Origin of the sequence: Pseudomonas sp. Tn43, from assembly GCF_014192635.1 — a bacterium.
Taxonomy (GTDB): Bacteria; Pseudomonadota; Gammaproteobacteria; order Pseudomonadales; family Pseudomonadaceae; genus Aquipseudomonas.
On record NZ_JACHYG010000001.1, the window covers coordinates 179,547 to 204,819 of the forward strand.

The window sequence follows — 25,273 nt, forward strand, 5'->3', positions numbered from 1 at the left end:
TTATGTTACGCCGTAGCTCGAACAATATAGTCATACAATAAGAGAACCGATCATGTCTGATAAGAAACCCACCCTGCGCTCCGCCCAATGGTTTGGCACCGCCGACAAGAACGGCTTCATGTACCGCAGCTGGATGAAGAATCAGGGCATCGCCGACCATCAGTTCCACGGCAAGCCGATCATCGGCATCTGCAACACCTGGTCGGAACTGACCCCGTGCAACGCGCATTTCCGCCAGATCGCGGACCACGTCAAACGCGGGGTGATCGAAGCCGGCGGCTTTCCGGTGGAATTTCCGGTGTTCTCCAACGGTGAATCGAACCTGCGCCCCACCGCCATGCTGACCCGCAACCTGGCGAGCATGGACGTCGAGGAAGCGATTCGCGGAAACCCGATCGATGGCGTGGTGCTGCTCACCGGTTGCGACAAAACCACGCCGGCGCTGTTGATGGGCGCGGCCAGTTGCGACGTGCCGGCAATCGTCGTCACCGGGGGGCCGATGCTCAACGGCAAGCACAAGGGCCAGGACATTGGCTCGGGCACGGTGGTCTGGCAGCTCAGCGAACAGGTCAAGGCAGGCACCATCAGCCTCGATGATTTCCTCGCGGCCGAGGGCGGTATGTCGCGCTCGGCCGGTACCTGTAACACCATGGGCACGGCCTCGACCATGGCCTGCATGGCCGAAGCCCTTGGCACTTCCCTGCCCCACAACGCGGCGATTCCGGCGGTCGATGCGCGCCGTTATGTATTGGCGCACATGTCGGGCATGCGCGCGGTGGAGATGGTGCGCGAAGACTTGAAGCTGTCGAAAATCCTCACCAAGGAAGCCTTCGAAAACGCCATTCGGGTGAACGCCGCCATCGGCGGTTCGACTAACGCGGTGATCCACTTGAAAGCCATCGCCGGGCGCATCGGTGTCGAGCTGGACCTGGACGACTGGACCCGCATCGGTCGCGGTATGCCGACCATCGTCGACCTGCAACCGTCCGGGCGCTTCCTGATGGAAGAGTTCTACTACGCCGGCGGCTTGCCCGCGGTGCTGCGTCGTCTCGGCGAGGCCAACCTGATCCCGAACCCGAACGCCCTCACCGTCAACGGTAAAACCATTAGCGAGAACACCAAAGACGCGCCGATTTACGGCCAGGACGAAGTGATCCGTACCCTCGACAACCCGATCCGCGCCGACGGCGGCATCTGCGTGTTGCGCGGCAACCTGGCGCCACTCGGTGCGGTGCTCAAGCCCTCCGCCGCGAGCGCCGAACTGATGCAACACCGTGGCCGTGCGGTGGTGTTCGAGAACTTCGACATGTACAAAGCACGGATCAACGATCCGGAACTGGACGTGGATGCCCATTCGATTCTGGTGATGAAGAACTGCGGGCCGAAGGGTTATCCGGGCATGGCCGAAGTCGGCAACATGGGATTACCGGCCAAGCTGCTGGCCCAGGGCGTGACCGACATGGTGCGGATTTCCGACGCACGCATGAGCGGCACCGCTTACGGCACTGTCGTTCTGCATGTGGCACCGGAAGCGGCGGCCGGCGGACCATTGGCGACGGTGAAGGAAGGCGACTGGATCGAGCTTGATTGCGCTAACGGGCGTTTGCATCTGGACATTCCGGATGCGGAACTGGCGGCGCGCATGGCGGATCTGCAACCACCGCAACAGTTGATCGTGGGCGGTTATCGTCAGCTGTACATCGACCATGTACTGCAGGCGGATCAAGGTTGCGACTTCGACTTCCTGGTCGGTTGCCGCGGGGCCGAGGTGCCGCGTCACTCTCACTGACAGCAAACATCTTTTGTGGGAGCTAGCCTGCTAGCGATTACGGTCTGTCAGTTGACGTTCATATTGACTGGCACACCGCAATCGCTAGCAGGCTAGCTCCCACATTTGCTTTGTATCCGCCTCAAAGTCTGCGCCGCGCCTGCTATCATGCGCGGCACCCCATCGCACAGGATCGCGCCGTTCCCCATGGATTACCGCAAACCCTCCGACCGCAAAAGCATGCATTCGCGCATTGTCCAGGAATTGGGCATGCAGATCGTCTCGGGACGGTTCAAGCCGGACGACAAACTGCCCGCCGAAGCCCTGCTGTGCGAGGAATACGCGGTCAGCCGACCGGTGCTGCGCGAAGCCACTCGCGTCTTGGTGGCCAAGGGCCTGGTGTATTCGCGTCCGCGGGTCGGCACGGTGGTCAAGCCGCGCAAGGAATGGCACATGCTCGACCCGGATGTGCTGCACTGGCTGATGCAAAGCAGTCCGCAAAATGAATTCTTTGACCTGCTCACCAGCGTGCGCAGCATCATCGAGCCGGCCGCCGCTGCGTTGGCCGCGCAATTCGCCACCGACGAAGACATCGCCTCCATCGGTGAAGCCTACCAACGCATGGAAGCGGCACCGACGCCTGAAGCCTTGCTGCAGCCGGACCTGGATTTCCACAGCCGCATCGCCGACGCGACGCATAACGATCTGCTGGCGAACCTGTGCAACATGCTGTCGGTGGCGATTGCCGAAGCCTTGAAACATTCCAACCAACGGCCGAATCTGCATGAACTGGCGATGCCACGGCACAAGGCGATCCTCACCGCTATCGAGAATCGTGATGCGCTGGGCGCGCGTCATGCGACGCTGGTGCAGCTGGATGATGCGCGTAGTGCGTTGAATGTGGTGCTTGGCACCGATTTGTCGTAAAGCAAAGTCAAAAGATCGCAGCCTTCGGCAGCTCCTACAGGGACCGTGTATACCGTTGAATTGCGGATGTACTCAATCAATGTAGGAGCTGCCGAAGGCTGCGATCTTTTGATCTTCATGTACCTATAAAAAAGCCGCAACCAAGGTTGCGGCTTTTCTGTTTCTGCCAGGGATCAGTGAGCGAACAGCGAGTTGCCCTTCTGCCCTGCCAGTTTCTCCGGTTTGATCAGGAACCGCGCCAGCGCTGGCAGCAGCCACAGCGCACCGAACATGTTCCAGAGCAGCATGAAGGTCAGCATCAAGCCCATGTCGGCCTGGAACTTGATCGCCGAGAAGATCCAGGTGCATACGCCGATCGCCAGGCACAAACCGGTGAACAGCACGGCTTTACCGGTGGACTTCAGCGTCTGGTAGTACGCCTCTTGCAACGGCAGACCGGCACGCAGGAAGCTTTCCAGGCGGCTGTAGATGTAGATCCCGTAATCCACGCCTATCCCCACCCCGAGCGCCACGACCGGCAAAGTCGCCACTTTCACGCCGATGCCCATGAACGCCATCAGCGCGTTGCCCAGGACCGAGGTCAGTACCAGCGGCAGCACGATGCACAAGGTCGCCGCCCAGGAACGGAAGGTGATCATGCACATGGTTGCGACACAGATGTACACCAGGATCAGAATGGTCAGTTCGGAGCGTTTGATCACCTCGTTGGTGGCCGCTTCGATCCCGGCATTACCGGCGGCGAGGATGAATTCCAGGCCTTCCTTGTTGTTTTCCTTGGCGAACTCCTGCACCGCATGCACGGCGCGGTCCAGGGTTTCGGCCTTGTGGTCGTTGAGGAACACCAGCACCGGCGCCAGGGAACAATTGTTGTTGTACAGGCCATCGGCACGGGCGATGGAGTTGTTCAGCACGTCCGGGTTGCGCGACAGGGTTTCCCATTTCAGGTTGCCCTCGTTCATGCCCTTGATCATCTGCTTGGACACGGTCACCAGCGAGATCGCCGATTGCACGCCCTCGGTGTTCTGCATTTTCCACATCAGCTCGTCGATCGGCGCCATGGCCTCATAACGCGAGCAACCTTCGGACTTGGTCTTGACCATCACCACCAACACGTCGGAACTGGTGGAATAGTTATTGATGATGAAGCTGTTGTCCTTGTTGTAACGCGAGTCCGGACGCAGTTCCGGTGCGCCTTGGTCGAGATCGCCGATCTTCAGGTTCTGGCTGTACCAGAGGCCACCACCGAAAGCGATCAGCGCCAGGGCAATGGAAATCGGGGCGACTTTGGGGCTGGCAAAGTTCGACAGCAGGCGCCAGAACGGATGCTCGCGGTGCGCGTCTTTCTTGCTGCGTTCGACCGCGCGTTTACTGATGCCGACGTAGGAAATGGCTACCGGCAACAGGATCAGGTTGGTGAACACGATCACCGCCACGCCGATGGAGGCGCCGATGGCCAGCTCACGGATTACGCCAATGTCGATGATCAATAGCGTGATGAAGCCCACCGCATCCGCGAGGATCGCGATCATTCCCGGCAGAAACAGCTGACGGAAAGTGCGCCGCGCTGCGGTCAGCGCGTTCTCCGCTTCGCTGGACTGCAAGGCGATACCGTTGATTTTCTGCACACCGTGGGAAATCCCGATGGCAAAAATCAGGAACGGCACCAGCATCGAGTACGGATCAAGCCCGAAGCCGAAGAAGTGCATCAAGCCCAGTTGCCAGATCACCGCCACCAGCGTCGTGCTCAATACCGCAATGGTGCTGCGCATGCAGTGGGTGAACCAGTACAGCAGGATCAGGGTAATGACAAAAGCGACGCCGAAGAACATCACCACCATGACCAACCCATCGATCAGGTCCCCGACTTTCTTGGCGAACCCGACAATATGGATCTTCACGTTGGGGTTCTGGGCTTCGAACTTGTTGCGGATCTTGTCTTCAAGCTCATGGGAGAACTTGCGGTAGTCCAGCGCCAGCAACTTGCCCTGGTCCTGTGGGTCCGGGTAGGACTCCAGCAGCGGGATGTCGATGATGCTCGACTTGAAGTCGTTGGCCACCAGACGTCCGACTTGCCCGGACTTGAGCACGTTGTTGCGCAGCAGGTCGAGACTTTGCTGGGAGCCGTTATAGCTCTGGGGAATCACTTCACCACCAGCGAAGCCCTCCTCCGTCACTTCGGTCCAGCGCACGCTCGGGCTCCACAGCGACTTGAGACCGGAACGGTCGACGCCGGAAATGTAGAACACCTCGTCGTGGATCTGACGCAGGGTCTCCATGTAGTCCTTGGAGAAGATGTCGCCGTCGGTGGCCTCCACCGAGATCCGCACCGTGTTGCCCAGGTTCGCCAGATCGTTGCGGTGCTCCATCATTTTTTCAATGAACGGATGCTCGAGCGGGATCATTTTTTCGAAACTGGTGGACGGCCGGATCAACGTCGCCTGCCAGAACAGGAAAATACTGACCAGCAGGCAGATGACGATAACTGCCGGGCGGTTATTGAAAATCAGGCGCTCCAGAAACGTCGCCTTATCCTGATGAGGAGTGCTTAAGGATGTCATAGACCCGCCTTCTTGTTATTTTCCCGGCTCATTGGGACGACCCGTTTTTTCCATTCTCTGCGCCGGTGGGCGAAGTGACGCGAACGCCTCCCTGTCCTGCCAGAATCAGATTGCCGTTGCCTGACGCAGTGACCGCCGAGACGGAGATGCGATCCGGACGGTTGAACACGCTGAAGGTTTCGCCGTCATCGGTGCTGCGAATCACGCTGCCTCCATTGCCGACGATCACGATGGAACCGTCGTCAAGCAGTGTGGCGCCAGAGAGGCCAAATTCCAGTGTGCCACGGTCCGCCTTGAGCTCGATCTGCTCCCAGGTGCTGCCGAAATCCGTGGAGCGGTAGAGATTGCCGCGCAACCCGTAAGCCAGCAGCGTGGCCGGTTGCGCGGTGCCGATCACACCGAACAGCGAGCCTTCGTAAGGGCCTTCAAGTTTTTCCCAGGTCTGCCCGTCATCGGCGGAACGGAACATGCTGCCCTGCTCGCCAACAATGAAAATGCCGGAATCCTTGACCGCTGCAATGGCGTTGAGGTGGTACTGGTCTTCGTTGTCCAGGCGATCGCTGACGTCTTCCCAGTTTTTACCGCCATCGGTGGTTTCCAGCAAGGCACCGTAAGCGCCCACGGCAAAGCCGCTGTTAACGTCCTTGAACCAGACGTCGAGCAGCGGCGATTCGCGTGCAAGGTCTTCGAATTGTTTGCTCCAGGTGACGCCGCCGTCTTCACTGGCGAGGATCTGCGCGTCATGGCCAACAGCCCAACCGTGTTTGTCATCGACAAAAAACACCGCCGTCAGCAGTTGCCGGGTCGGCACCTTGGCCTGGGTCCAGGTTGCGCCCTGGTCATCGGAATACAGAATGTGCCCGCGATCGCCGACCGCCACCAGGCGTTTGCCCGCGTGTACGACATCGAGCATCAGGCCTTTGCTGGCCTTGGCGGATTCAACGGAATAAACCAGTTCGGTGGCCGACGCGGCAGCGGCCAGCGCAGGCGCCGACAGCACGGTACAGCCCAACAGCGAGAGCGCTGTAGCCAGCAACGCGAACCTGCGTAACGCCGGCGGGCGGCCAATACTCACACCCATGACAGGCTCACTCATAGACCTTCCCTCACATTATTATTGTTAGGTCGTTCAACCCTTCAGGGCGCCGTAAGGGATGCGCATCGGGATTGACCTATTCAAGAGCATAGTCCTGAAACCCGCAATCCAGAGCCCCTTCGGAAGCTGGCCTTATCCTATCGGGGTTTGGAAAGGTCTGACAATCGACGCCACGTTATGTTTTGTTAACTGGAGGGGATATGGGTTGTGGGTGAATGGGGAGGCATTCGGAGGGGTGATTGGGGTTTGGGGTTTGGGGTTTGGGGTACATATCCGTTTCTGTGGTCACGGCGGCTATTGGTTCCGCTCTTACAGCGGGTCACTTTGGAAAAGCGCCAAAGTAACCAAAACGCTTTTGCCCCTTTCGTTCGGTGCCTCGCCCAGGCTCGGCATACCCTCGCTCCGGCCCTGCTCCGTGGGCCCGCCGCCATCGGCCATCCATGGCCGGGGGCGGCTAACCCGGCATCCATGCCGGGTTGCCCACTGCGCAGAACCTCCTCTCGGCCTCTCGAGGGGGCGGTGCGTCAAAATCAAAAGCAAGGCGGCCTACCGGCCGGCCTGATCTCAAGCGAACGCATTTCCCTGTAGGAGCTGTCGAGCGAAGCGAGGCTGCGATCTTTTGATCTTGCATTTGCTTTGCTTGGCTTTTGATCTTGATCTACCCGCCCCTTCGGGAGGCAGAGCGGAGGTGTTCATCTGGGGATTGGCGCGCAGCGCCGTTCGACGCAGTCGAACCCATCGCATGTAGGTCGTAGCGAAGCAGACCGTAGGGCGATGCCCCCAGATGGATACCGGAGCGAAGGAACGCCGAGCCTTAGCGAGGGGCCGTACGCTTGGGGCGAGACCTTTTGGTTCCTTTTGGGGCGTTTGCCAAAAGGGACTCGCCGTAAGGGCGAAACCATAAGTAGCCGTTACCGCAACAACGGATATGTACACCACCAACCAAAGCATGGTCGGCCCAAAGGCCGCCATCGCAGGCAAGCCAGCTCCCACAATTTGATCGGCGTACAGGTCGGCTATCAGGCCGCCTTCGCGAGCAAGCCCGCTCCCACAGGGGCTCGAGTGAACCCTGAGGGAGCAAGGCCAAACTCAAGCCAGACTCTTGCTGACCACTTCAAACACATCGCTGGACAATTGCCCCGAAGCGCGAATGCGCTCCAGCTCGCCTTTCATCAACGCCTGACGGGCGCTGTCGTATTTGCGCCAGCGAGTCAGCGGCGCCAGTTGGCGAGAAGCGATCTGCGGGTTGAACCCGTTCAACTCGATCACCAGATCCGCCAGGAACCGATACCCCGAACCATCGGCCGCGTGGAAGTTGATCAGGTTCTGTCCGGCAAACGCACCGATCAGTGCCCGCACTTTGTTCGGGTTCTTGATGGTGAACGCCGGGTGTTGCATCAGGGCTTTGACCCGCTCCAGCCCGCCCGGCAACGGGCTGCCGGCCTGAACGCTGAACCACTGATCCATCACCAGCGGATTGTCCTTGAAGTGTTCGGCGAAGGTCGCCAGCGCCGTGGCTTTCTGCTCTTCGAACGGCGAGTTGACCAACACCGCCAACGCCGTCAGACGCTCAGTCATATTGTCACTGGTGTCGAACTGTTCAAGGGTTGCCGCCAAGACTTCCGGCTTGCCACTGAGCATCAGGTACGACAGCGCAATGTTTTGCAGTGCGCGGCGGGCGAAATGCTCGGCTTCGGCCACATACGGTGTTTTCTTCGAGAGATCGCGATTGGCCTGATAACGCAGCCACAATGCTTCGAACAAACCTTCAGCCAATTGCTTGCGGGCAAACTCGCGAGCTGTGTGGATGGCGTCTACGTCAGCCACTTCACTGATCTCGGTCAGATACGCCTCGCCCGGCAGCGAAAGCATTTCGGCGACCATCGCCTGATCCAGCGTCTCATCGGACAGCACAGTACGCAGTGCTGAAACCAGACGCTGATCCAGCACCAGCGCTTCACCCTTCTGCTGCTGTTCGATCAACTCTTGCAGCACCTGCACCGACAATTGCTGGCCGGCATCCCAGCGGTTGAAACCGTCGCTGTCATGCTGCATCAGGAACATCAGCTGATCGCGATCGTACGGGAAGCTCAGCTTCACTGGCGCCGAGAAGCCGCGCAGCAACGAAGGCAACGGTTTTTGCGCAATGTCGACGAAGGTGAAGGTCTGCTCGGCTTCCGTAACCGAAATGACCCGCGATGTGCCTTGAGCACTGGCTTCGCCAGCAAGACGCAGGGCAATCTCGGCGCCCTTGCTGTCCAGCAGGCCCAGTTCCACCGGAATCACGAACGGCAGCTTTTCCACCTTGTCCGGGGTTTGCGGGCAGCTCTGGCGGAAGGTCAGGCTGTAGGTTTTTGCTGCGCCGTCGTAGGACTCGCTCACCACCAGACGCGGTGTGCCGGCCTGGCTGTACCAGCGTTTGAATTGGGTCAGGTCAACACCGTTGGCATCTTCCATGGCCTTGATGAAGTCGTCGCAGGTCACGGCCTGGCCGTCATGGCGTTCGAAGTAAAGGTCACTGCCTTTGCGGAACCCTTCGGCGCCCAGCAAGGTGTGGATCATGCCAACCACTTCCGAACCTTTTTCGTACACGGTCAGGGTGTAGAAGTTGGAAATCTCGATGAAGCTGTCCGGGCGCACGGCGTGGGCCATGGGGCCGGCGTCTTCGGCGAACTGGTGGGTGCGCAGGTACGCCACGTCCTGGATGCGCTTGACCGTGGCCGAGTTCATGTCGGCGGAGAATTCCGAATCCCGGAACACGGTGAAGCCTTCCTTGAGCGACAGCTGGAACCAGTCACGGCAGGTCACACGGTTGCCCGACCAGTTGTGGAAGTATTCGTGGGCAACGATTGCTTCTACACGCTGGTGCGCGGCGTCGGTAGCGGTTTCGGCGCGGGCAAGCACGGCGCTGGAGTTGAAGATGTTGAGGCCCTTGTTTTCCATGGCGCCCATGTTGAAGTCGTTGACCGCGACGATCATGAAGATGTCCAGGTCGTACTCGCGACCGTAAACCTCTTCGTCCCAGCGCATGGACTTTTTCAAGCTGTTCATGGCGTGCTGGCACTTGTCGATGTTTTCTGGCTCGACGTAAATGCGCAGTGCCACGGAGCGCTCGGTCATGGTGGTGAACGTATCTTCGACGCACCACAGGTCACCGGCCACCAGCGCGAACAGGTAGGCAGGCTTCTTGAACGGGTCTTCCCAGGTCGCCCAGTGCCGGCCGTCTTCGCCGGGCCCCGAGGCAATCGGGTTGCCGTTGGACAGCAGCACCGGGTAGCTATGCTGTTCGGCGACCACCGTGGTGGTGAACGTGCTCATCACGTCCGGGCGGTCGAGGTAATAGGTGATTTTGCGGAAACCTTCGGCTTCACACTGGGTGCAGAACAGGGTGCCGGATTTGTACAGGCCTTCCAGGGCGGTGTTGGTTTCCGGGTGGATCCGCACGCTGGTGTCGACCGTGAAGCGTGTCTCGGTCGGTTGCAGGGTCAGATGGTTCTCGGTCAGTTGGTAATCGGCAGCGCTCAGCTCACGATCGGCCAATGTCACCGACAGCAGCTCGAGTTGCTGGCCGTCCAGCACCAGCGGCGGCAGGCCCGGGCCACGCTCAGGATTACGGCGCATCACCAGTTGCGCATGGACCAGGCTGTGGTCCTCGAACAACTCGAAGGTCAGGTGCGTCTCGTCGATCAGGTACTCAGGTGCCTGATAGTCCTTCAGGTAAATCATCTTCGGTTGTTCGGTGCGCATACTGGAATCCTTACTGATGCACGGCGAGCTGGTAAGCCGTGTATTTACGAATATTGATCACGCCGGTGTCGAAAATCAGGTACTGACCCTTGATCCCCAACAGCGTGCCTTCGGCAACCGGATTCTTGTCCAGGTTGAAGCTGACAATCTTGGCCGGGTATTGCTCGACCGGGTAGCGGATTTCGAGCGGCTCGACATCGGTAATGGTCTGGATTGCTTGCAGGCCAAATCGTTCCTGCAAACCTTGCAAACCTGGCGCACAACTTTCAAACAGCTGATCGCGAACCTGTGCCAGGTCCACCGATACCGCATCGCCCTTGAGTAAAGCACGCCAGTTGGTCTTGTCGGCTACCTGACTGCGGAACAGGTCTTCGACGAAACCTGACTGCTGACGGGTTGCGACGCGCATGATCGGCAGGGCCTGGCTGGCGCCCTGATCGAGCCAACGGGTAGGCAACTGCGTGGCGCGGGTTATGCCGACCTTGATCCCCGACGAATTGGCCAGATACACCACATGATCGGTCATGCAGAACTTTTCGCCCCACGCAGGCTCACGGCAGGTGCCGGCGTCGTAGTGGCAGCGTTCCGGGCTCATGATGCAAATATCGCACTGGGCCAGTTTGGTCATGCACGGGTAGCAATAACCCTGGCTGAAACTGGTTTTGGTCTTGCGTCCGCAATGGGTGCAGTGGATCGCCCCCAGGTATTCCAGGCGCACCGTGGTGCCGATCAACGGATTGACCGGTACCTCGGCGTCGCCCAGACGAAAAGCGTACTGAACGTTCGGCCCGTCAAGGCGCGCCGACATTTTGCTGATTGCACCGCGGCCAATCTCGATCAATGGACGGCATCCGATTTGAACAGAATGTTTGGCACTTCAATCGACTTCGACTGGCATTCCTGCGGGCCCATGTAGCCGGTGCGCTCTTCTTCGGGCAGGTTCTGGATTTCCCAGGCGATCATCGCTTGCAGGGACAGTTCGCGCTGCTCAGCGGTGAGTTTGCCACCGTCGGACCATTTGCCGATTTCCACCGCCAGTTTCAGGCTCTGGTAGATATCCGGGGTTATGTTTTTGATCATTTCATTAAAAGAGGACATCAAGGGCTCCGCGCTCTTTAATTCACATAATTTATCTGGAAGTCAGTTTACGGCGGTTGTACAAACCGCCCAACAATCCGGTGAAGCATCCGATGAGTAACCCGCTGACGTGGGCCGCGTTGGCAATCTGGCCGAAGCCGATCATCGAGATCAGCCCGGACAGGCACACCAGCAACCACACCAGCATCATCACCAACACCCCTCGGGGCAGGCGATACGTCGGGTTTGGCGCCAGAAGCTGGAAGATCCAGCAATGCCCGAGCAGACCGTACAGCACCCCGGACAACCCGCCAAACAGGCTCGGGCCGCTGAAAAGGAACTGGACATAATTGGACACCAGGCTGAACAGCAATGTCAGGCCGATCAGGTTGATGCTGCCCTGCCGCGATTCGATGCGCCGCCCCAATTCCCAGTACCACATGGCATTCATGGCCAGGTGCAGGATGCCGAAGTGGATCAGCATCGGCGTGACCAGACGCCACCACTGCCCCGCCGCCAGGCTGTCGGCCAGTGGCGTGAAATGGATGTACTCACCGACCACGCGGAAATCGAGGAAGGTCAGCCAGCGTATCGTTTCGAGGTTATCGCCCAGCAACGTCACCATGGCGACAATCAGGGTCAGCAGCAGCACGAACGCGGTAGCCTTGCTGTGGCGCAACTGCTCGACGAAGCCCGGACGCGGCTGGGTCTGAGCCATCGAAATATCCAGTTGCTGATCGGGGTCGCCCGCCGGAAAGCGTTCGTACAACGAGCGCACGTCTTCGCTGATGCTGGCCGGCACCCACAGCACTTGCTCGCCCGCCTCTTCGCTGACCCGATGGGGCACTTGCATGCGCTGCAGCAGTTTGACGAACCCGCTCAAATCCACCGCCAGGGGCAGACGCAATACCGCCACCGCCGTCATTGCAGCACCTCCGGCCGTTCGACATCGACCCAGACAAATTTGTGCGGGTCGAGACGGGTTTCCTGATCCAGACGATAAGCGACCAGTTTGCCGTAAAGCACCGCGCTGTAATCCAGGCACGCCAGGTTCGGACGGATCGGTGCCGGTTTACCGCTGCGCCAGTAGTGGCCGACGAACAACAGCGGCTCATCGACGCCGTAGCGCAGCAAGTTGTCTTTTTCGGTGGATGACAACGGCGTGCGGGCCACCGGTTCAGGCAAGGCGTCAGGCTGAAACACGATATCTCCGTAGGTTTGCGGGTCGTCTTCCCAGAACTTGGTGCGGAAAAACGAGCGCGTCAGGCCGTCGCCGCTGGTCATGGTCAACCCGTGGGGCAAGCGCATGTCAGTACCGCGCAACAGGCGATCGAACACAGTGCAGGCAAAACTGCCCGGCACCGCGGAGGCCTGGAGGAAATGCTCATCGATGCAACCGTCGGGAAACAATCCGCGCAACGGCTCGATCAGGCCGGCATCCCAACAGGCATGCACCACCCGGAAACGCCCGGCATCGACGAACAGAGGCAATTCATAGAACCATTGCAGAAAGTCATGCCACTCTGCGGGATGATCTTCGAACTGGGTCAGGGTTTCCTTGAGCAGGCGCGCGTGGCGCGGCGTATGTTCACGCACGAACTGCTGGCCACTGCCCGGCGGCGCTGGCGTGCTCCAGCCAAGAGCATTGAATTCATGGTTGCCCATGATGCACAGCGCCTGGCCCGCTTCGACCATGTCGCGGACGATGTGCAGCGCCTCGCGAATCCGCGGGCCGCGGTCGATGATGTCGCCCAGGAACACCGCCATGCGCGACGGATGCCGCCAGACGCCAGCCTGCTTGTGGTAACCGAGCCGGTCGAGCAAGTGCTCAAGGGTCAGAGCGCAACCGTGCACGTCACCGATCAGGTCGTAGCTACGCGCGGGATCGAGCATCAGTCGCCTCCGCCACCCAACTTGCTGCCCCAGCCGAGCTTCGTCCGGCAGACTTCATAGTAGTTGTGGTCGAGCGGGTGAATCAGCCGCAGCTTCTGCGCTTTCTTGCTAACGGTAATGGTGTCACCGGGCGCGCAGGTGAAGTGGTTCTGCCCGTCACAGGAAACTTGCGGGTAAATCTGCATATCTTTGGACACGACGATTTTCAGCTCACTGTTGCCATCGACCACGATCGGTCTACCTGACAAGGTATGGGGGTACATCGGCACAATCACAATAGCGTCGAGCTTGGGATGCATGATCGGGCCACCCGCCGACAGTGCGTAGGCGGTCGAACCGGTCGGCGTGGCGACGATCAGGCCGTCGGCCTTCTGGCTGCACACGAACTGGCCGTCGATGTACAACTCGAACTCGATCATCCGCGTCGATTTGCCGGGGTGCAGCACCACATCGTTCAGCGCATCGCCCTGGCCGATGGCCTCGGCGTGGCGCCGCACTTCGGCTTGCAGCAGGAAACGGTTTTCCACCAGATAGTGGCCGTCGAGCACTTCGGCGACTTTGACTTCGAGCTCATCGGGGCGGATATCGGTGAGGAACCCCAGGCTGCCACGGTTGATGCCGAGCACCGGGATATTGTGTCGGGCCAGCGCCCGTGCGGCGCCCAGCAGGCTGCCGTCGCCACCGACCACAATCACCATGTCACAGACTTCACCGAGCATCTTGCGCGACGAAGTTTGCAGGCCATGACCGGGCAGGACTTCGGCGATGGTGTCTTCGAGGATCACGTGCAGGTGACGATCGAGCAGAAACCGTTTCAGTCGGCGGACGGTATCCAGCACCTGAGAACTGCCCAGGCGACCGATGATGCCGATATTACGAAATTGCTCCATGGGGCTCCTATTAGGATGCGGGGGCCTGCGACGGCGAAAAACCCGATTATGGGCGAAAGCACGGCGTAGACAAAACCCTTTCAGCCACGACGGTGCGCTTACGTTTCGGGCTATGCTCGCAAGATGATCCTATTTCCAGATTTGCTCCAGTTACCTCACCAGTTGCGCCACCCTGAAGTGCGCGACCTGGCCTGGGTCATCCTCACGCCGCCGATGCTGGCCGTCACGCCTTGGCCGCAACGTCATCCACTGGTCGGCAGCGACTGGGTGCAGGCACCGGAGCGCCTGGAACACTGGCTCCGGCAACTGGATCGCGACAGTTACGACTTGTTGCACTGGCTGGCCCAGGCCAGGACCCGGCGACTGGGCCTGTACTATGAGCGGCTGTGGCAATACGCCGTACGGCACGCGCCTGGCATCGAACTGATTGCCGCCAACATGCCGATCCGCCGTGAAGGCCACACCCTGGGTGAGCTGGACATGCTGCTGCGCGATCGCGATGGCGTGCATCACCTGGAACTGGCGATCAAGCTATATCTGGGGCCACAGAACGGTGACGGCCACGACACCGCCCAGTGGCTGGGACCGGGTTGTCATGACCGGCTCGACCGCAAACTGAAGCACCTGAGCCAGCATCAATTACCGATTTCCGCGCGGGCGGAAAGCCGTGCAGTGCTGGCGTCGCTGGATATCCAGCAGTTCAGCGCGCACCTGTGGCTTGGCGGCTATCTGCTCTATCCGTGGCCGGGGCAGGCCGCGTCACCGAGCGGCGCGCATCCTCAACATTTGCGCGGTAGCTGGTTGCATCAGAAGGACTGGGCGGACTTTGTCGTGCAACGCCCGTTCGGCCGCTGGCAACCCCTGCCCCGCCATGCCTGGCTGGCGCCGGCGCACTATCCCGAAGAGCAAACCTGGAACACTGAACAGCTGAGCGCCTGGCTGAGCGATCTGGACCCGCTGGCACCGGCGCAATTGATGGTGCGGCTGACAGAGAATGGCAAAGGCGATTGGGAAGAAGCCGAGCGGCTGTTTCTGGTGTCCGACCTTTGGCCGAATGTGCCGGGTAATGGTTGAATTTATGTGGTGAATGGACTGGCCTCTTCGCGGGCAAGCCTCCTACAGGTTTTGTGTTGGTTACGACGCTTATCTGTAGGAGCGAGGCTTGCCCGCGAATGGGCCCGACGCGGTCTGGATGGGAACGGTCACTGCTTTTTATGCTGCTCAACCCAAAGCGCATACGCATCGATGAACTTCTGCAGAAACGGCCTGACCGACTCCGACAACTTGCCCGCCTCGTCAAACGCTGAACCGGCGCCGCCCAGGTAGGCTTCCGGCTGCTGCATGCACGGCACATTGAGAAACACCATGGACTGGCGAATATTGTGGTTGGCGCCGAATCCGCCGACGGCACCCGGTGAAGCGCTGATCACTGCGCCCGGCTTGCCGTTCCAGGCACTCTTGCCATAAGGGCGCGACCCCACGTCGATCGCATTCTTCAATGGCGCCGGTACCGAACGGTTATATTCCGGGGTCACGAACAGCACCGCGTCGGATGAACTCACTTGTTGTCGGAAAGTGCTGTAGGCTGCCGGCGGGGATTCGCCATCGATGTCTTCGTTGTAGAGCGGCAAATCGCCGATCTCGACGATGTTCAGCTTCAGATTGGCAGGGGCCAGCTCGGCCAGCGCCAGCGCGATCTTGCGGTTGATCGACGCTTTTCTCAGGCTGCCGACCAGAACGGCGATCTCGTAGACGTTGTTCATGGAGAATTCTCGACTGTCCGATGGAAAGAGCTACTAGTTATAGATGATCAAATGACGATTCAACCAGCGGACGACGGAAAAACGCCGCCCCTGACTATTTTTTTCCTGTAGGAAAACTTACCTCGCCCAACCACGGTCTACAGAACCGCAAATTGAGTGATTTATCTCCAGAGGTTCTAAGCAGATGGCAGCAGTACTCGTCGGTCAGTTCCATGCAAGAGACGCGGAAGGCCGCGTTTATTCCGTGCATGAGTTCCAGGAATCCACCCAGTCACACGACGGCCTTGCCGGCTCGGTGCCTGTCACCACTTATAAGCTGGCCATTGGCGACCGCCTCAACAAACTCGACGACAACGAATTTGTGCTAGTGCAGTCGGGCGTTACCCTCACTCGTGAACCTGAAACGAACGTGGCCTCATAACCCGCTGTTATGAGCAGAAGTCATAGGCGCGCACTTGGGTTAGGATTCAGTGACTGACTCCCTCACTTGCTGAACATGGACTTCACGCATGCGTTTACGTCATATCGAAGTGATCCAGGCGCTCCTGCAGACCGGTCACCTGGGCACCGCCGCCGAATGGCTGCAGCTGCCAGTGACCGAGGTTGAACGCACCCTGCGTGATGCCGAGGACCAGTTGGGGTTCATGCTGTTTGCCAGCGTGCGTGGTCGCCTGCAAGCCACCCGCGAAGCAGCGGAACTGAAAGTCGGGATCGCCCACGTCTACGAGGCCCTCGAGCCGGTGCAACGACTGGCCAGCAGCCTCAAGCAGTATCTGGCCCCGCCCCTGCGCATCATCTGCACCCCACCGCTGGCGCAACAGCTGTTGCCACACAGCATCGCGGCCCTGCGCCGACGCCTGCCCGATGCCCCTTGCACCCTCCTGAGCGAGCCGACCGGCGCGATTATCAGAAGCCTGCTGCTGCGTGAAAGCGATCTGGGCCTGAGCCTGCATGACCCGGACCACGCCGATATCCATTGCCAGGTCATCGCTCAAGGCAAGCTCCAGCTGCTGGCGCCCCATGGCTGGCTGCAGCCGAAACAGAAGTACATCTCGCTGCAGGACCTGGCCGGCCAGTCGATGGTCGGCCTGGAAGGTCACGACCCGTTAAGCCCGGCGCTGGACAACAAGCTGCATGCACTGCGCCCTGCTCCGGTTATTCAGACCCGGGTCCAGACTCATCAGATGATGCGCAGCATGGTCGAGGCCGGTGAAGGTTTGGCGATTGTCGACCCGTTTACCGCCCTCGGCGCCAAATCCGCCGGGCTCGATGCCTGCCCGCTGGCGCCTGCCGTACCGATCAGCGTGTATGCCTTGAGCCTGAAGAGCGCCGAACGCTCTTCGGCCGTTCAGACGCTGCTGGAGATCATCACGGAACAAGCCGTGGCAATGCTGGCGAGCTAAGCGGGTTTTCCAGCGGATTATCGAATAATCGATACCAGAACAGCGCCATTTCAGCGGTATTCGGATCGATTCCACGGTAACGCAGGTGATCGATACCGCCGACCACATAGCCACAGCGCTCATAAAGCCGACAGGCGCCCAGGTTGTTGTTCTGGGTTTCCAGCATGATCCCCGGCAATTTTTTCTTGCGACTCCAGAACTGCGCCACATCCAACAATGCCTTGGCCACGCCATGACGGCGCGCCGGCGCATGCACCGCCAATTCATCGATATGGGCGAAGCCGTTCCAGTTGGTGCTGACCACCAAATGCCCCACCGGCTCGTCATCCAGATAGGCCATGAAAATCTCGCTGTCGGCGGCATCGCGAAAACTGCTGAATTCCTCGGGATCGATGCCGTAACACTTTCGATAGGGGGTGATTGGCGTCACCGGCCACTGCGCCACCGGTTTGCCGATTTGTGCGGCACCATAGGCGGCGACTTCAAAACTGAAATCGCTGCCCCAGATATAAGCCGCAAAACCCTCATCGGCGACACGCACCGAGAGGCCCGGGTATTTGGGATTCATGACGGGTTGCATAGTCGCAAAGGTCCTCATTCCTTGATGCAATCGACGGTGTAATGCCGTCCATTGCCCTCGTCTTCGTGTTGCAAGCCATGCACATCGGCGACAAATCCGGGGAAGCTACTGTCGAACGTACGGGCAAACTTCAGGTAATCGATGATCGAACGGGTCGATTCTGTGAACCGCTCACCGGGCATGATCAATGGGATCCCCGGCGGATAGGGTACCAGCATCACCGCGGCAATCCGCCCGTCCAGAGCATCGATCGAAACAGCCTCAACTTCTCCGCGCACCAATTGATCATAGGCGTCCGCCGGCTTCATCGCGACTTCCGGCAAAACCGTGTACATGCGTTTGAGGTGTTTGGCCGTGGCGTTGCTGCGATAACAGGCGTGCAATTGATCACACAGATCGCGCAAGCCCATGCCTTGATAACGGGCAATATTGTGTTGCGCCACACACGGCAGGCAAGTGGCCAGGCTGATGTTGGCGTCGTAACTGCGCTTGAACTCCAGCAATTCCGTCAGCAGCGTGCTCCATTTGCCCTTGGTGATGCCCATGGAGAACAGCACCAGGAACGAATACAGCCCGGTCTTTTCCACGACCAGCCCACGCTCCCAGAGGAATTTACTGACCACCGCCGCCGGAATCCCGCGCGCGCTCAGCGCGCCACCCGCCGTCAAACCCGGCATCACCAGCGTGACCTTGATCGGATCGAGCAGCACATAGTCATCGGTCACATCGCCAAAGCCGTGCCAATCGGCGTCGGGTTGCAGCAACCAGTCTTTGGTGACCACCTGTTCGATCCCCTCAGCCGAGGGTGGTTGCCAGATGGAAAACCACCAGTCATCGGCGGCGATGTGCTGACGCAAATTGGCCAGGGCCCGGCGAAAACTCAGGGCCTCGTCGAACATTTCCTGCAACAGCGAACGTCCGGCCGGCCCCTCCATCATCGCCGATGCCACGTCTAGCGAGGCGATGATGCTGTACTGCGGCGAGGTCGAGATGTGCATCATGAACGCTTCGTTGAACCGGTCGCGATCCAACTGCCGCGCCCCACCGTCCTGAACATGAATCATCGAAGCCTGACTGAACGCCGCCAGCAATTTGTGCGTGGAGTGCGTAGTGAACACCAGCGGGCTGTCTTCGCTGCGGGAAGTGCCCATGCCGTAACGGCCGGCAAAAAACTCGTGAAACGCCGCGTAGGCGTACCAGGCCTCGTCGAAATGCAGCACCTCGACGCTGTTGCCCAGGCTCTGCTTGATCAGCTCGGCGTTGTAACAGAGGCCGTCGTAAGTCGAGTTGGTCACCACCGCCAACTTGACCTTTGGCTCGCGACCCTGGGTCAGCGGGCTGGCGTCGATTTTGGCCTGGATCGATTCAGGGCTGAATTCACTCAACGGAATCGGGCCGATAATCCCCAGCTCATTGCGCTCCGGACACAGGTACAGCGGAATCGCGCCAGTCATGATGATCGAGTGCAGCACCGACTTGTGGCAGTTGCGATCCACCAGCACCAGGTCATCGCGGGCCACCATGGAATGCCAGACGATTTTGTTGGCGGTCGAGGTGCCATTGATCACGAAAAAAGTGTGATCGGCGCCAAAATTACGCGCCGCTCTCGCTTCCGCCTCGGCCAGTGGGCCGGTGTGATCGAGCAGCGAACCGAGTTCCGGTACCGACACTGACAAATCCGAACGCAGGGTGTTTTCCCCAAAAAACTGATGGAATGCCTGCCCCACCGGGCTCTTGTGATACGCCACGCCGCCGCCATGGCCGGGGGTGTGCCAGGAATAATTGGAATCGGCGGTGTGCTGCACCAGCGCCTTGAAAAACGGCGGCAACAGACCGTCGAGATATTTACGCGCCGCGCGGGCAACCTGGCGGGCGAGGAAGGGCACGGTGTCTTCGAACAAATAAAGAATGCCGCGCAGTTGATTGAGCTCGGCCATGGCATCGGCCGGGGCATTTTCCAGCGTCACCTGCTCGCCCAGGGCAAAGATCGGCAGGTCCGGCGCCCGAACCCGTGCCAGGCGGATCAGCTCGGCCATATTATGCAGAAGATGAGCATTGCTGCTGGCGTCTTCGGCGGCAATCAACATGCAAGAGAGGCCATGATGGGTCGAGGCGACCAGACGTCCTTCGTTGTAATCGACCGCCGAGACGATGCTGAAGCCTTCCTGCTCCAGTTCCCGGGCGATGCCGCGCACACGATCACCGGCAACGGTGTCGGCCTTGATGTCGCGGTGGACGATCAACACCGGGAATTTCAAATCTTTATACATGGGGCTCGGTGTCCTGAGGCGGCAGACCGTAGCCTGCCAATCACCTCAGGGTAGAGGGTTGGAGCGCATGTGGCGAGGGGGCTTGCCCTGAAGTGGGTCGGCGGGCGCACCAGCAAGTGGCCTGACAACCCGAATGAGGGAGGATTTCCGTAATGGAGTTTTTTTGAGGGCAGGTTTTTTGTGGCGAGAGGGCTTGCCCCCGTTCGGCTGCGCAGCAGTCGTAAAACCTCCAATGCGGTGAATCTGACAAAATCCGGGGTCGCTTCGCGGCCCAACGGGGGCAAGCCCCCTCGCCACAGGCAAATCCCGTCGCCACAGGCAAGCTCCCTCGCCACAAAAGCCCTTCAGCTCGAAGGAAATCAGGCCTGAGCCTTGGCCTGCGCCAATTGTTGCCACAGCGACGGAGCACCCGCGGATTTGGCGATGGCTTCCAGGCGCGCAACGTGCTGGGCCAGGTCTTCTTCACTCGCACGGATGATCCGGATCGGCTGACGATCGGCGGGCAGACGACGGATTGCGGTGGCGGAGTTGTCCGCGCCTTCACCTGAACCATTGCCATCGGATGCATTACCGGCCAGCGAGAGACTGGTCTGGCCGCCGGTCATGGTCAGGTAGACGTCGGCGAGAATCTCGGAGTCGAGCAAGGCGCCGTGCAGCTCGCGGCCAGAGTTGTCGACGCCATAGCGTTTGCACAAGGCGTCGAGGCTGTTGCGCTGCCCCGGGTGACGTTCCCGGGCCATCATCAGGGTGTCGAGGATCGAGCAGTGTTGCGTGATGTCCGCCCGATCGTGATGCCCCATGAGGGCGAATTCGTTGTTGATGAAGCCAACGTCGAACGCCGCGTTATGGATGATCAGCTGCGCGCCCTTGATGAACTCGAAGAACTCATCGGCCACTTCATTGAAACGCGGCTTGCCCACCAGGAATTCGTTCGTGATGCCGTGAACGCCGATGGCGCCTTCATCACTCTCGCGATCCGGTTGCAGGTAAACGTGGAAATGCCGGCCGGTCAGGCGCCGACCGATCAACTCGACACAACCGATTTCGATAATCCGGTGGCCGTCGGTCACCGGCATGCCGGTGGTTTCGGTATCGAGTACAACGGATCTGGTGGCCATCAGTGCTCAGCTCTCAACGGGTCAATCGTGCAAAAGCGGCGATGTTAACACGCAACACGGCCCCTGTAGGAGCTGCCGAAGGCTGCGATTGATCGTTCCCACGCTCTGCGTGGGAATGCCTCAAGGGACGCTCCGCGTTCCAATGGGACGCAGAGCGTCCCGGGCTGCATTCCCACGCGGAGCGTGGGAACGATCAGGGTCTAGGCCTGCTTGTACCCACGCACTTCATCCACGCCACGGTTGGCCAATTGGTCGGCCCGTTCGTTGCCGTGATGGCCGACGTGACCGCGCACCCATTTCCAGGTGACGTTGTGGCGGTTGACCTGCTCGTCGAGCAATTTCCACAGATCGGCGTTTTTTACCGGTTCCTTGGCTGCGGTCTTCCAGCCGCGTTTTTTCCAGTTGGCCATCCATTCATTGATGCCTTTCATCACGTACTGGGAGTCGGTCACCAGCAGCACGTCACAAGAACGCTTGAGCTCTTCCAGACCACGGATCGCGCCCATCAACTCCATACGGTTATTGGTGGTGTTGGCTTCGCCGCCCCAGAGTTCTTTTTCAACGCCCTTGTACACCAGCAATGCACCCCAGCCGCCCGGGCCAGGGTTGCCCTTACAGGCGCCATCGGTGAAGAGTTCTACGCTATCGCTCATGCCAATCTATCCAGAAAATGCGGTGGCTCGCCGATCGATGACCGACGATGCCCGAGGCCGGATGAATCCGACCGGCAAAATAAAATGTGTATTACGGTTCGAGGTGACGACGGTTGACCTTGGCCATCGGTAACGGAATCAGCTTGCCCATTGGTTCGCGCCGTTCCTGGCGCACCGGCCGCAGGCCTACCACGATCTTGCGGGCGACCAATAAATAGAAGCCACCACCCGACAATTGCCAGTCACCGGCCTTGCGCTCCCAACCGGCCAGGCGGGCTTGCCAGGCAGGCGATGCAAGCGGCGGACGATAGCACCCGAAGCGGCGTTTCTCCAGCGCGAAGCCCAGTAGATTCAGCCAGTCGCCAACCCGCGACGGCGAAATGCAACGGGCCTTGCGCAAGGCGTCATGGGCGAACACATGACGCAGGCCCCAGCTGCTCCAGGGGTTGATCCCGATAATCAGCAGATGCCCGCCAGGCCGGACACTGCTCGCCGCTTCGCGCAGCAAACCGTGGGGCGAGAGGCAGAAATCCAGCCCATGCTGCAACACCACCACATCGGCGGCGTGCTCGCTCAAAGGCCAGGCTTGCTCTTCGCAGACGATCTCCACGCCCGGCAACGGCGCGCCGAGTCGCACGTTGCGCTGGACCTGCGGCGCCGACGGCGGCGTTTGCGCCGAAGGGCCGTAATGCACCAGGTAGCCGCCGAAGAAGCGCCCCAACTCGTCTTCGAGCATGCGTCGTTCTTCGTCCAGCAGAAATTGCCCGATGGGCCCGGACAGCCATTCACGGGCCGCGCTGATCAATGTCAGCCACTCAGGATCGGCCTGAGCGAACGCTTTATCGGTCATTGCATTCTCCAACGCGCCAGGAAGTTCTAAGATGCGCCAATGTTTTCCGCTTGGCGAATCCGACGATGATACAGATCACTGCCCTGCCCGCCTTCACCGACAACTACATCTGGTTGTTACAAGACCACAGCACCCAGCGCTGCGCCGTGGTCGATCCGGGCGATGCCGCGCCAGTACAAGCCTGGCTCGCCGCGCACCCGGGTTGGGTATTAAGCGATATTCTGATCACTCATCACCATCATGACCATGTCGGCGGCGTCGAGCGGCTGAAAAAAGCGACAGACGCGACCGTCTATGGCCCGGCCAGCGAAAGCATCCCGGGGCGGGATGTGGCGCTCAAGGATCATGACCGCATCAGCGTACTGGGCTGGGAATTCGATGTTATCCAGGTGCCAGGCCATACCCTCGGCCACATCGCCTTTTATCATCAGGGCCATTTGTTTTGCGGCGACACCCTGTTCGCCGCCGGTTGCGGGCGCCTGTTCGAAGGCACGCCGGAGCAAATGCATCACTCGCTGAGCCGCCTCGCGGCACTGCCCGCAGACACGCTGGTGTACTGCACCCACGAATACACCCTGAGTAATCTCAAGTTTGCCGCAGCGGTGGAACCGGGCAATCCGGATACCGCCGCACGTCTGGAAAAAGTTACCGCGCAACGTGAAGCCGGAATCATGACGCTGCCCTCTACGCTGGCGCTTGAAAAGCTTACCAATCCGTTTTTGCGTGTTGACGAAACATCCGTTAAAGAAAAAGTGGACGAACGGAACGGAACCCAAAACCGGGCTCCGAGTGCGGTTTTTGCTGCTCTGCGCGCTTGGAAAGATAAGTTCTAAGTAGCCATCACGTTGGTACAAAAATTCTGAATGGTTGACCGAAGGGGGTGCGCTTTCTAGAATCGCCCGACATTTTTGCCCGGAACTTACTTCCAGCCAATGTCGTCACCTATTCGTAAAGCCATCAATTCAGACGCATTGACCCGCTTGGCTCAAGCCATCGCGGTGGCTGTGTCCGCCACGTTGGCGGGCTGTTCCAGCCATGTGCCGCAGACCGAAGCGACACACACTCCGAACATCGCCGCTCGAGCCAAGCAAAAACCTGTCTGGCTCAGCGAAAAACCGACACCGCAAATTCCACAGGACGTCTGGGAACGCATGCGCCAGGGTTTCCAGTTACAGGACAACCTGGGCATCAACCCGCGCATCGAGCAACAGCGCCTGTGGTTCGCCAGTAACCCGTCCTTCCTCGAAAACGCCGGCGAACGCGGCAGTCTCTACATTCACTACATCGTCGAACGCCTTGAAGAACGCAACATGCCGCTGGAACTGGCGCTGTTGCCGGTGATTGAAAGTGCCTACAACCCGATGGCCTATTCCCGGGCCAACGCGGTGGGTCTTTGGCAATTCATTCCATCCACCGGGCGTTACTTCAACCTGCGTCAGACCCGCTTCTACGATGGCCGTCGCGACATCACCGCTTCGACCACCGCGGCCATGGATTACCTGACCCGCCTGCACGATATGTTCAACGGTGACTGGTTGCTGGCCCTGGCGGCCTACAACGCCGGCGAAGGCACGGTCAGCCGGGCCATCGAGCGCAACGAACGACTCGGCCTGCCGACCGACTACTGGAACCTGCCGCTGCCAGCGGAAACCCAGGCCTATGTGCCGAAACTGCTGGCATTGTCGCAAGTGGTCCTGGCGCCCGACGCCTATGGCGTGAACCTCAACCCGATCGCCAACGAACCGTACTTCCAGGTCGTCGAAATCAACCAGCGCATGGACCTGTCCAAGGTTGCCGCGGTGGCCAATATCGACGAAGACGAACTGTTCCAGCTCAACCCCGCCTTCAAGCAGCGCACCACCATCGACGGCCCCCAGCATCTGCTGGTGCCAACGTCCAAGGCACAACTGCTGACCGCCAGCCTGTCGACCATGCGCCCTGACGAGTTGATCAGCCAGCGATCGCTCAAGCCGGTATTCGAAGGGGCGGACGACAGCGAAATCGCCAGCCTCAAGCGCGCCTATCGAGTCAAACGTGGCGACAACCTGGGCACCATCGCCAAGGCCAACAAGGTCGACGTCAAGGACTTGCAACGCTGGAACAAACTGACCGGCAAAAACCTCAAGGTCGGCCAGACCCTGGTAATGCAAGACACCGCCAAGCGGAAATCCGGACGCGTCGACACGGTAGTCGCGGCGAACAGCAAGACCAACGGCAAGGTCACCAACAAGACGCAACAGACCCAATACAAGGTCAAGCAAGGTGACTCCCTGTACATGGTCGCCAAGCGCTTCAATGTTGAAATGCAGCACCTCAAGCGCTGGAACCCTCGGGTGGGCCAGGCGCTGAAACCGGGGCAGATGCTGACGGTTGCTTCACCGCATTAAGCAGCACGCCCTGTCGAGGGGCATTTGTGGTGAGAGGGCTGTTGTGGTTTGAGGGCTGTTGTGGCGAGGGGGCTTGCCCCCGTTGGGTCGCGAAGCGGCCCCAGCATTTTTTCAAGTCCACAGCATTCGTAGGATTTACGACTGCTGCGCAGCCGAACGGGGGCAAGCCCCCTCGCCACAGGCAAGCCCCCTCGCCACAGATTTTGCGCTTGCAGGCTAATCCCCCCGACAATTAACAACGCATTAACCCCCCGTCTTTTTCCTGTCGATACAAGCTGTTACTGTACGGCCCA

The 25,273-nt window shown here is 59.8% G+C and carries 21 protein-coding genes; 7 read left to right on the forward strand and 14 right to left on the reverse strand.

Going from position 1 to position 25,273, the window contains the following annotated elements:
* Nucleotides 1-52: 52 nt before the first annotated feature.
* Both FHW68_RS00735 and FHW68_RS00740 read left to right on the forward strand, forming a co-directional pair.
* Nucleotides 53-1,789 (forward strand): IlvD/Edd family dehydratase, encoded by a 1,737-nt coding sequence (locus FHW68_RS00735; RefSeq protein WP_183678139.1) that lies wholly within the window; start codon nt 53-55, stop codon nt 1,787-1,789.
* A gap of 186 nt (nt 1,790-1,975) precedes the next feature.
* A complete protein-coding gene (locus tag FHW68_RS00740; protein WP_168185149.1) occupies nt 1,976-2,695 on the forward strand; it encodes a FadR/GntR family transcriptional regulator in 720 nt (239 codons plus the stop codon).
* A 173-nt stretch (nt 2,696-2,868) separates the two neighbouring features.
* Here the strand turns inward: FHW68_RS00740 and FHW68_RS00745 are convergent, their stop codons facing one another.
* The 8 genes from FHW68_RS00745 to FHW68_RS00780 form a co-directional block, all read right to left on the reverse strand.
* Nucleotides 2,869-5,253, reverse strand: a complete 2,385-nt coding sequence (locus FHW68_RS00745; protein ID WP_095635065.1) for an RND family transporter — start codon at nt 5,251-5,253, stop codon at nt 2,869-2,871.
* Nucleotides 5,254-5,281: 28 nt separating this feature from the next.
* Entirely contained in the window at nt 5,282-6,349 is a 1,068-nt protein-coding gene (locus FHW68_RS00750; protein WP_183678141.1) for a YCF48-related protein, read from the reverse strand.
* A gap of 1,089 nt (nt 6,350-7,438) precedes the next feature.
* Nucleotides 7,439-10,096: an aminopeptidase N gene (gene pepN, locus FHW68_RS00755; protein WP_183678143.1), complete on the reverse strand. Its 2,658-nt coding sequence runs from the start codon at nt 10,094-10,096 to the stop codon at nt 7,439-7,441.
* 10 nt (nt 10,097-10,106) lie between these two features.
* A complete protein-coding gene (locus FHW68_RS00760) occupies nt 10,107-10,937 on the reverse strand; it encodes a DUF2797 domain-containing protein (protein ID WP_095635061.1) in 831 nt (276 codons plus the stop codon).
* Nucleotides 10,934-11,194 carry a YeaC family protein gene (locus FHW68_RS00765; RefSeq protein WP_095635060.1) on the reverse strand — a complete coding sequence of 87 codons (261 nt, stop codon included), beginning with the start codon at nt 11,192-11,194 and terminating at the stop codon, nt 10,934-10,936. The genes FHW68_RS00760 and FHW68_RS00765 overlap by 4 nt, the downstream gene beginning before the upstream one ends.
* 31 nt (nt 11,195-11,225) lie before the next feature.
* The gene (locus FHW68_RS00770; protein ID WP_095635059.1) at nt 11,226-12,098 is read right to left on the reverse strand and encodes a rhomboid family intramembrane serine protease; all 873 of its coding nucleotides are present in this window, start codon (nt 12,096-12,098) and stop codon (nt 11,226-11,228) included.
* On the reverse strand, nt 12,095-13,069 hold the full coding sequence (locus FHW68_RS00775) for a metallophosphoesterase (RefSeq protein WP_177409357.1): 975 nt from the start codon (nt 13,067-13,069) through the stop codon (nt 12,095-12,097). Before FHW68_RS00775 ends, FHW68_RS00770 begins: the two co-directional genes overlap by 4 nt.
* Complete coding sequence (locus tag FHW68_RS00780) at nt 13,066-13,956, reverse strand: NAD(+) kinase (RefSeq protein WP_007988608.1); 891 nt, start codon at nt 13,954-13,956, stop codon at nt 13,066-13,068. The genes FHW68_RS00775 and FHW68_RS00780 overlap by 4 nt, the downstream gene beginning before the upstream one ends.
* A 123-nt stretch (nt 13,957-14,079) precedes the next feature.
* On the opposite strand from FHW68_RS00780, the gene FHW68_RS00785 reads away from it, so the two are divergent.
* Nucleotides 14,080-15,030, forward strand: coding sequence for a DUF1853 family protein (locus FHW68_RS00785; RefSeq protein WP_183678145.1), 951 nt, complete (start codon nt 14,080-14,082; stop codon nt 15,028-15,030).
* 128 nt (nt 15,031-15,158) lie between these two features.
* On the opposite strand, the gene FHW68_RS00790 is transcribed toward FHW68_RS00785, so the two are convergent.
* Nucleotides 15,159-15,719, reverse strand: a complete 561-nt coding sequence (locus tag FHW68_RS00790; RefSeq protein ID WP_183678147.1) for an NADPH-dependent FMN reductase — start codon at nt 15,717-15,719, stop codon at nt 15,159-15,161.
* A 184-nt stretch (nt 15,720-15,903) separates the two neighbouring features.
* Here FHW68_RS00790 and FHW68_RS00795 point away from each other — a divergent pair, with 184 nt between their 5' ends.
* On the forward strand, nt 15,904-16,140 hold the full coding sequence (locus FHW68_RS00795) for a hypothetical protein (RefSeq protein WP_183678149.1): 237 nt from the start codon (nt 15,904-15,906) through the stop codon (nt 16,138-16,140).
* 88 nt (nt 16,141-16,228) lie between these two features.
* Entirely contained in the window at nt 16,229-17,122 is an 894-nt protein-coding gene (locus FHW68_RS00800; RefSeq protein WP_095635055.1) for a LysR family transcriptional regulator, read from the forward strand.
* On the opposite strand, the gene FHW68_RS00805 is transcribed toward FHW68_RS00800, so the two are convergent.
* From FHW68_RS00805 to FHW68_RS00825, 5 genes are all read right to left on the reverse strand, one after another.
* The gene (locus FHW68_RS00805) at nt 17,088-17,702 is read right to left on the reverse strand and encodes a GNAT family N-acetyltransferase (protein ID WP_095635054.1); all 615 of its coding nucleotides are present in this window, start codon (nt 17,700-17,702) and stop codon (nt 17,088-17,090) included. The genes FHW68_RS00800 and FHW68_RS00805 overlap by 35 nt on opposite strands.
* 14 nt (nt 17,703-17,716) lie before the next feature.
* On the reverse strand, nt 17,717-19,972 hold the full coding sequence (locus tag FHW68_RS00810; RefSeq protein ID WP_183678151.1) for an Orn/Lys/Arg decarboxylase N-terminal domain-containing protein: 2,256 nt from the start codon (nt 19,970-19,972) through the stop codon (nt 17,717-17,719).
* Between the two features lie 359 nt (nt 19,973-20,331).
* The gene (dnaQ, locus tag FHW68_RS00815; RefSeq protein WP_095635052.1) at nt 20,332-21,090 is read right to left on the reverse strand and encodes a DNA polymerase III subunit epsilon; all 759 of its coding nucleotides are present in this window, start codon (nt 21,088-21,090) and stop codon (nt 20,332-20,334) included.
* A 200-nt stretch (nt 21,091-21,290) separates the two neighbouring features.
* Nucleotides 21,291-21,743 carry a ribonuclease HI gene (gene rnhA, locus FHW68_RS00820; protein ID WP_095635051.1) on the reverse strand — a complete coding sequence of 151 codons (453 nt, stop codon included), beginning with the start codon at nt 21,741-21,743 and terminating at the stop codon, nt 21,291-21,293.
* A gap of 91 nt (nt 21,744-21,834) precedes the next feature.
* Nucleotides 21,835-22,593: a methyltransferase domain-containing protein gene (locus tag FHW68_RS00825; protein ID WP_095635050.1), complete on the reverse strand. Its 759-nt coding sequence runs from the start codon at nt 22,591-22,593 to the stop codon at nt 21,835-21,837.
* A gap of 65 nt (nt 22,594-22,658) precedes the next feature.
* Between FHW68_RS00825 and gloB the strand changes: the two genes are divergently transcribed.
* Nucleotides 22,659-23,426, forward strand: a complete 768-nt coding sequence (gloB, locus tag FHW68_RS00830) for a hydroxyacylglutathione hydrolase (RefSeq protein WP_095635049.1) — start codon at nt 22,659-22,661, stop codon at nt 23,424-23,426.
* Nucleotides 23,427-23,525: 99 nt separating this feature from the next.
* Nucleotides 23,526-24,980 carry a transglycosylase SLT domain-containing protein gene (locus FHW68_RS00835; protein ID WP_183678153.1) on the forward strand — a complete coding sequence of 485 codons (1,455 nt, stop codon included), beginning with the start codon at nt 23,526-23,528 and terminating at the stop codon, nt 24,978-24,980.
* The last annotated feature ends 293 nt before the right edge of the window (nt 24,981-25,273 follow it).

Coding starts and splice junctions, on each gene's coding strand:
- FHW68_RS00735 (WP_183678139.1), top strand. CDS start 53: ATGTCTGATAAGAAACCCACCCTGCGCTCCGCCCAATGGTTTGGCACC.
- FHW68_RS00740 (WP_168185149.1), top strand. CDS start 1,976: ATGGATTACCGCAAACCCTCCGACCGCAAAAGCATGCATTCGCGCATT.
- FHW68_RS00745 (WP_095635065.1), bottom strand. CDS start 5,253: ATGACATCCTTAAGCACTCCTCATCAGGATAAGGCGACGTTTCTGGAG.
- FHW68_RS00750 (WP_183678141.1), bottom strand. CDS start 6,349: ATGAGTGAGCCTGTCATGGGTGTGAGTATTGGCCGCCCGCCGGCGTTA.
- pepN (WP_183678143.1), bottom strand. CDS start 10,096: ATGCGCACCGAACAACCGAAGATGATTTACCTGAAGGACTATCAGGCA.
- FHW68_RS00765 (WP_095635060.1), bottom strand. CDS start 11,194: ATGTCCTCTTTTAATGAAATGATCAAAAACATAACCCCGGATATCTAC.
- FHW68_RS00770 (WP_095635059.1), bottom strand. CDS start 12,098: ATGACGGCGGTGGCGGTATTGCGTCTGCCCCTGGCGGTGGATTTGAGC.
- FHW68_RS00780 (WP_007988608.1), bottom strand. CDS start 13,956: ATGGAGCAATTTCGTAATATCGGCATCATCGGTCGCCTGGGCAGTTCT.
- FHW68_RS00785 (WP_183678145.1), top strand. CDS start 14,080: ATGATCCTATTTCCAGATTTGCTCCAGTTACCTCACCAGTTGCGCCAC.
- FHW68_RS00790 (WP_183678147.1), bottom strand. CDS start 15,719: ATGAACAACGTCTACGAGATCGCCGTTCTGGTCGGCAGCCTGAGAAAA.
- FHW68_RS00795 (WP_183678149.1), top strand. CDS start 15,904: ATGGCAGCAGTACTCGTCGGTCAGTTCCATGCAAGAGACGCGGAAGGC.
- FHW68_RS00800 (WP_095635055.1), top strand. CDS start 16,229: ATGCGTTTACGTCATATCGAAGTGATCCAGGCGCTCCTGCAGACCGGT.
- FHW68_RS00805 (WP_095635054.1), bottom strand. CDS start 17,702: ATGCAACCCGTCATGAATCCCAAATACCCGGGCCTCTCGGTGCGTGTC.
- FHW68_RS00810 (WP_183678151.1), bottom strand. CDS start 19,972: ATGTATAAAGATTTGAAATTCCCGGTGTTGATCGTCCACCGCGACATC.
- dnaQ (WP_095635052.1), bottom strand. CDS start 21,090: ATGGCCACCAGATCCGTTGTACTCGATACCGAAACCACCGGCATGCCG.
- rnhA (WP_095635051.1), bottom strand. CDS start 21,743: ATGAGCGATAGCGTAGAACTCTTCACCGATGGCGCCTGTAAGGGCAAC.
- FHW68_RS00825 (WP_095635050.1), bottom strand. CDS start 22,593: ATGACCGATAAAGCGTTCGCTCAGGCCGATCCTGAGTGGCTGACATTG.
- gloB (WP_095635049.1), top strand. CDS start 22,659: ATGATACAGATCACTGCCCTGCCCGCCTTCACCGACAACTACATCTGG.
- FHW68_RS00835 (WP_183678153.1), top strand. CDS start 23,526: ATGTCGTCACCTATTCGTAAAGCCATCAATTCAGACGCATTGACCCGC.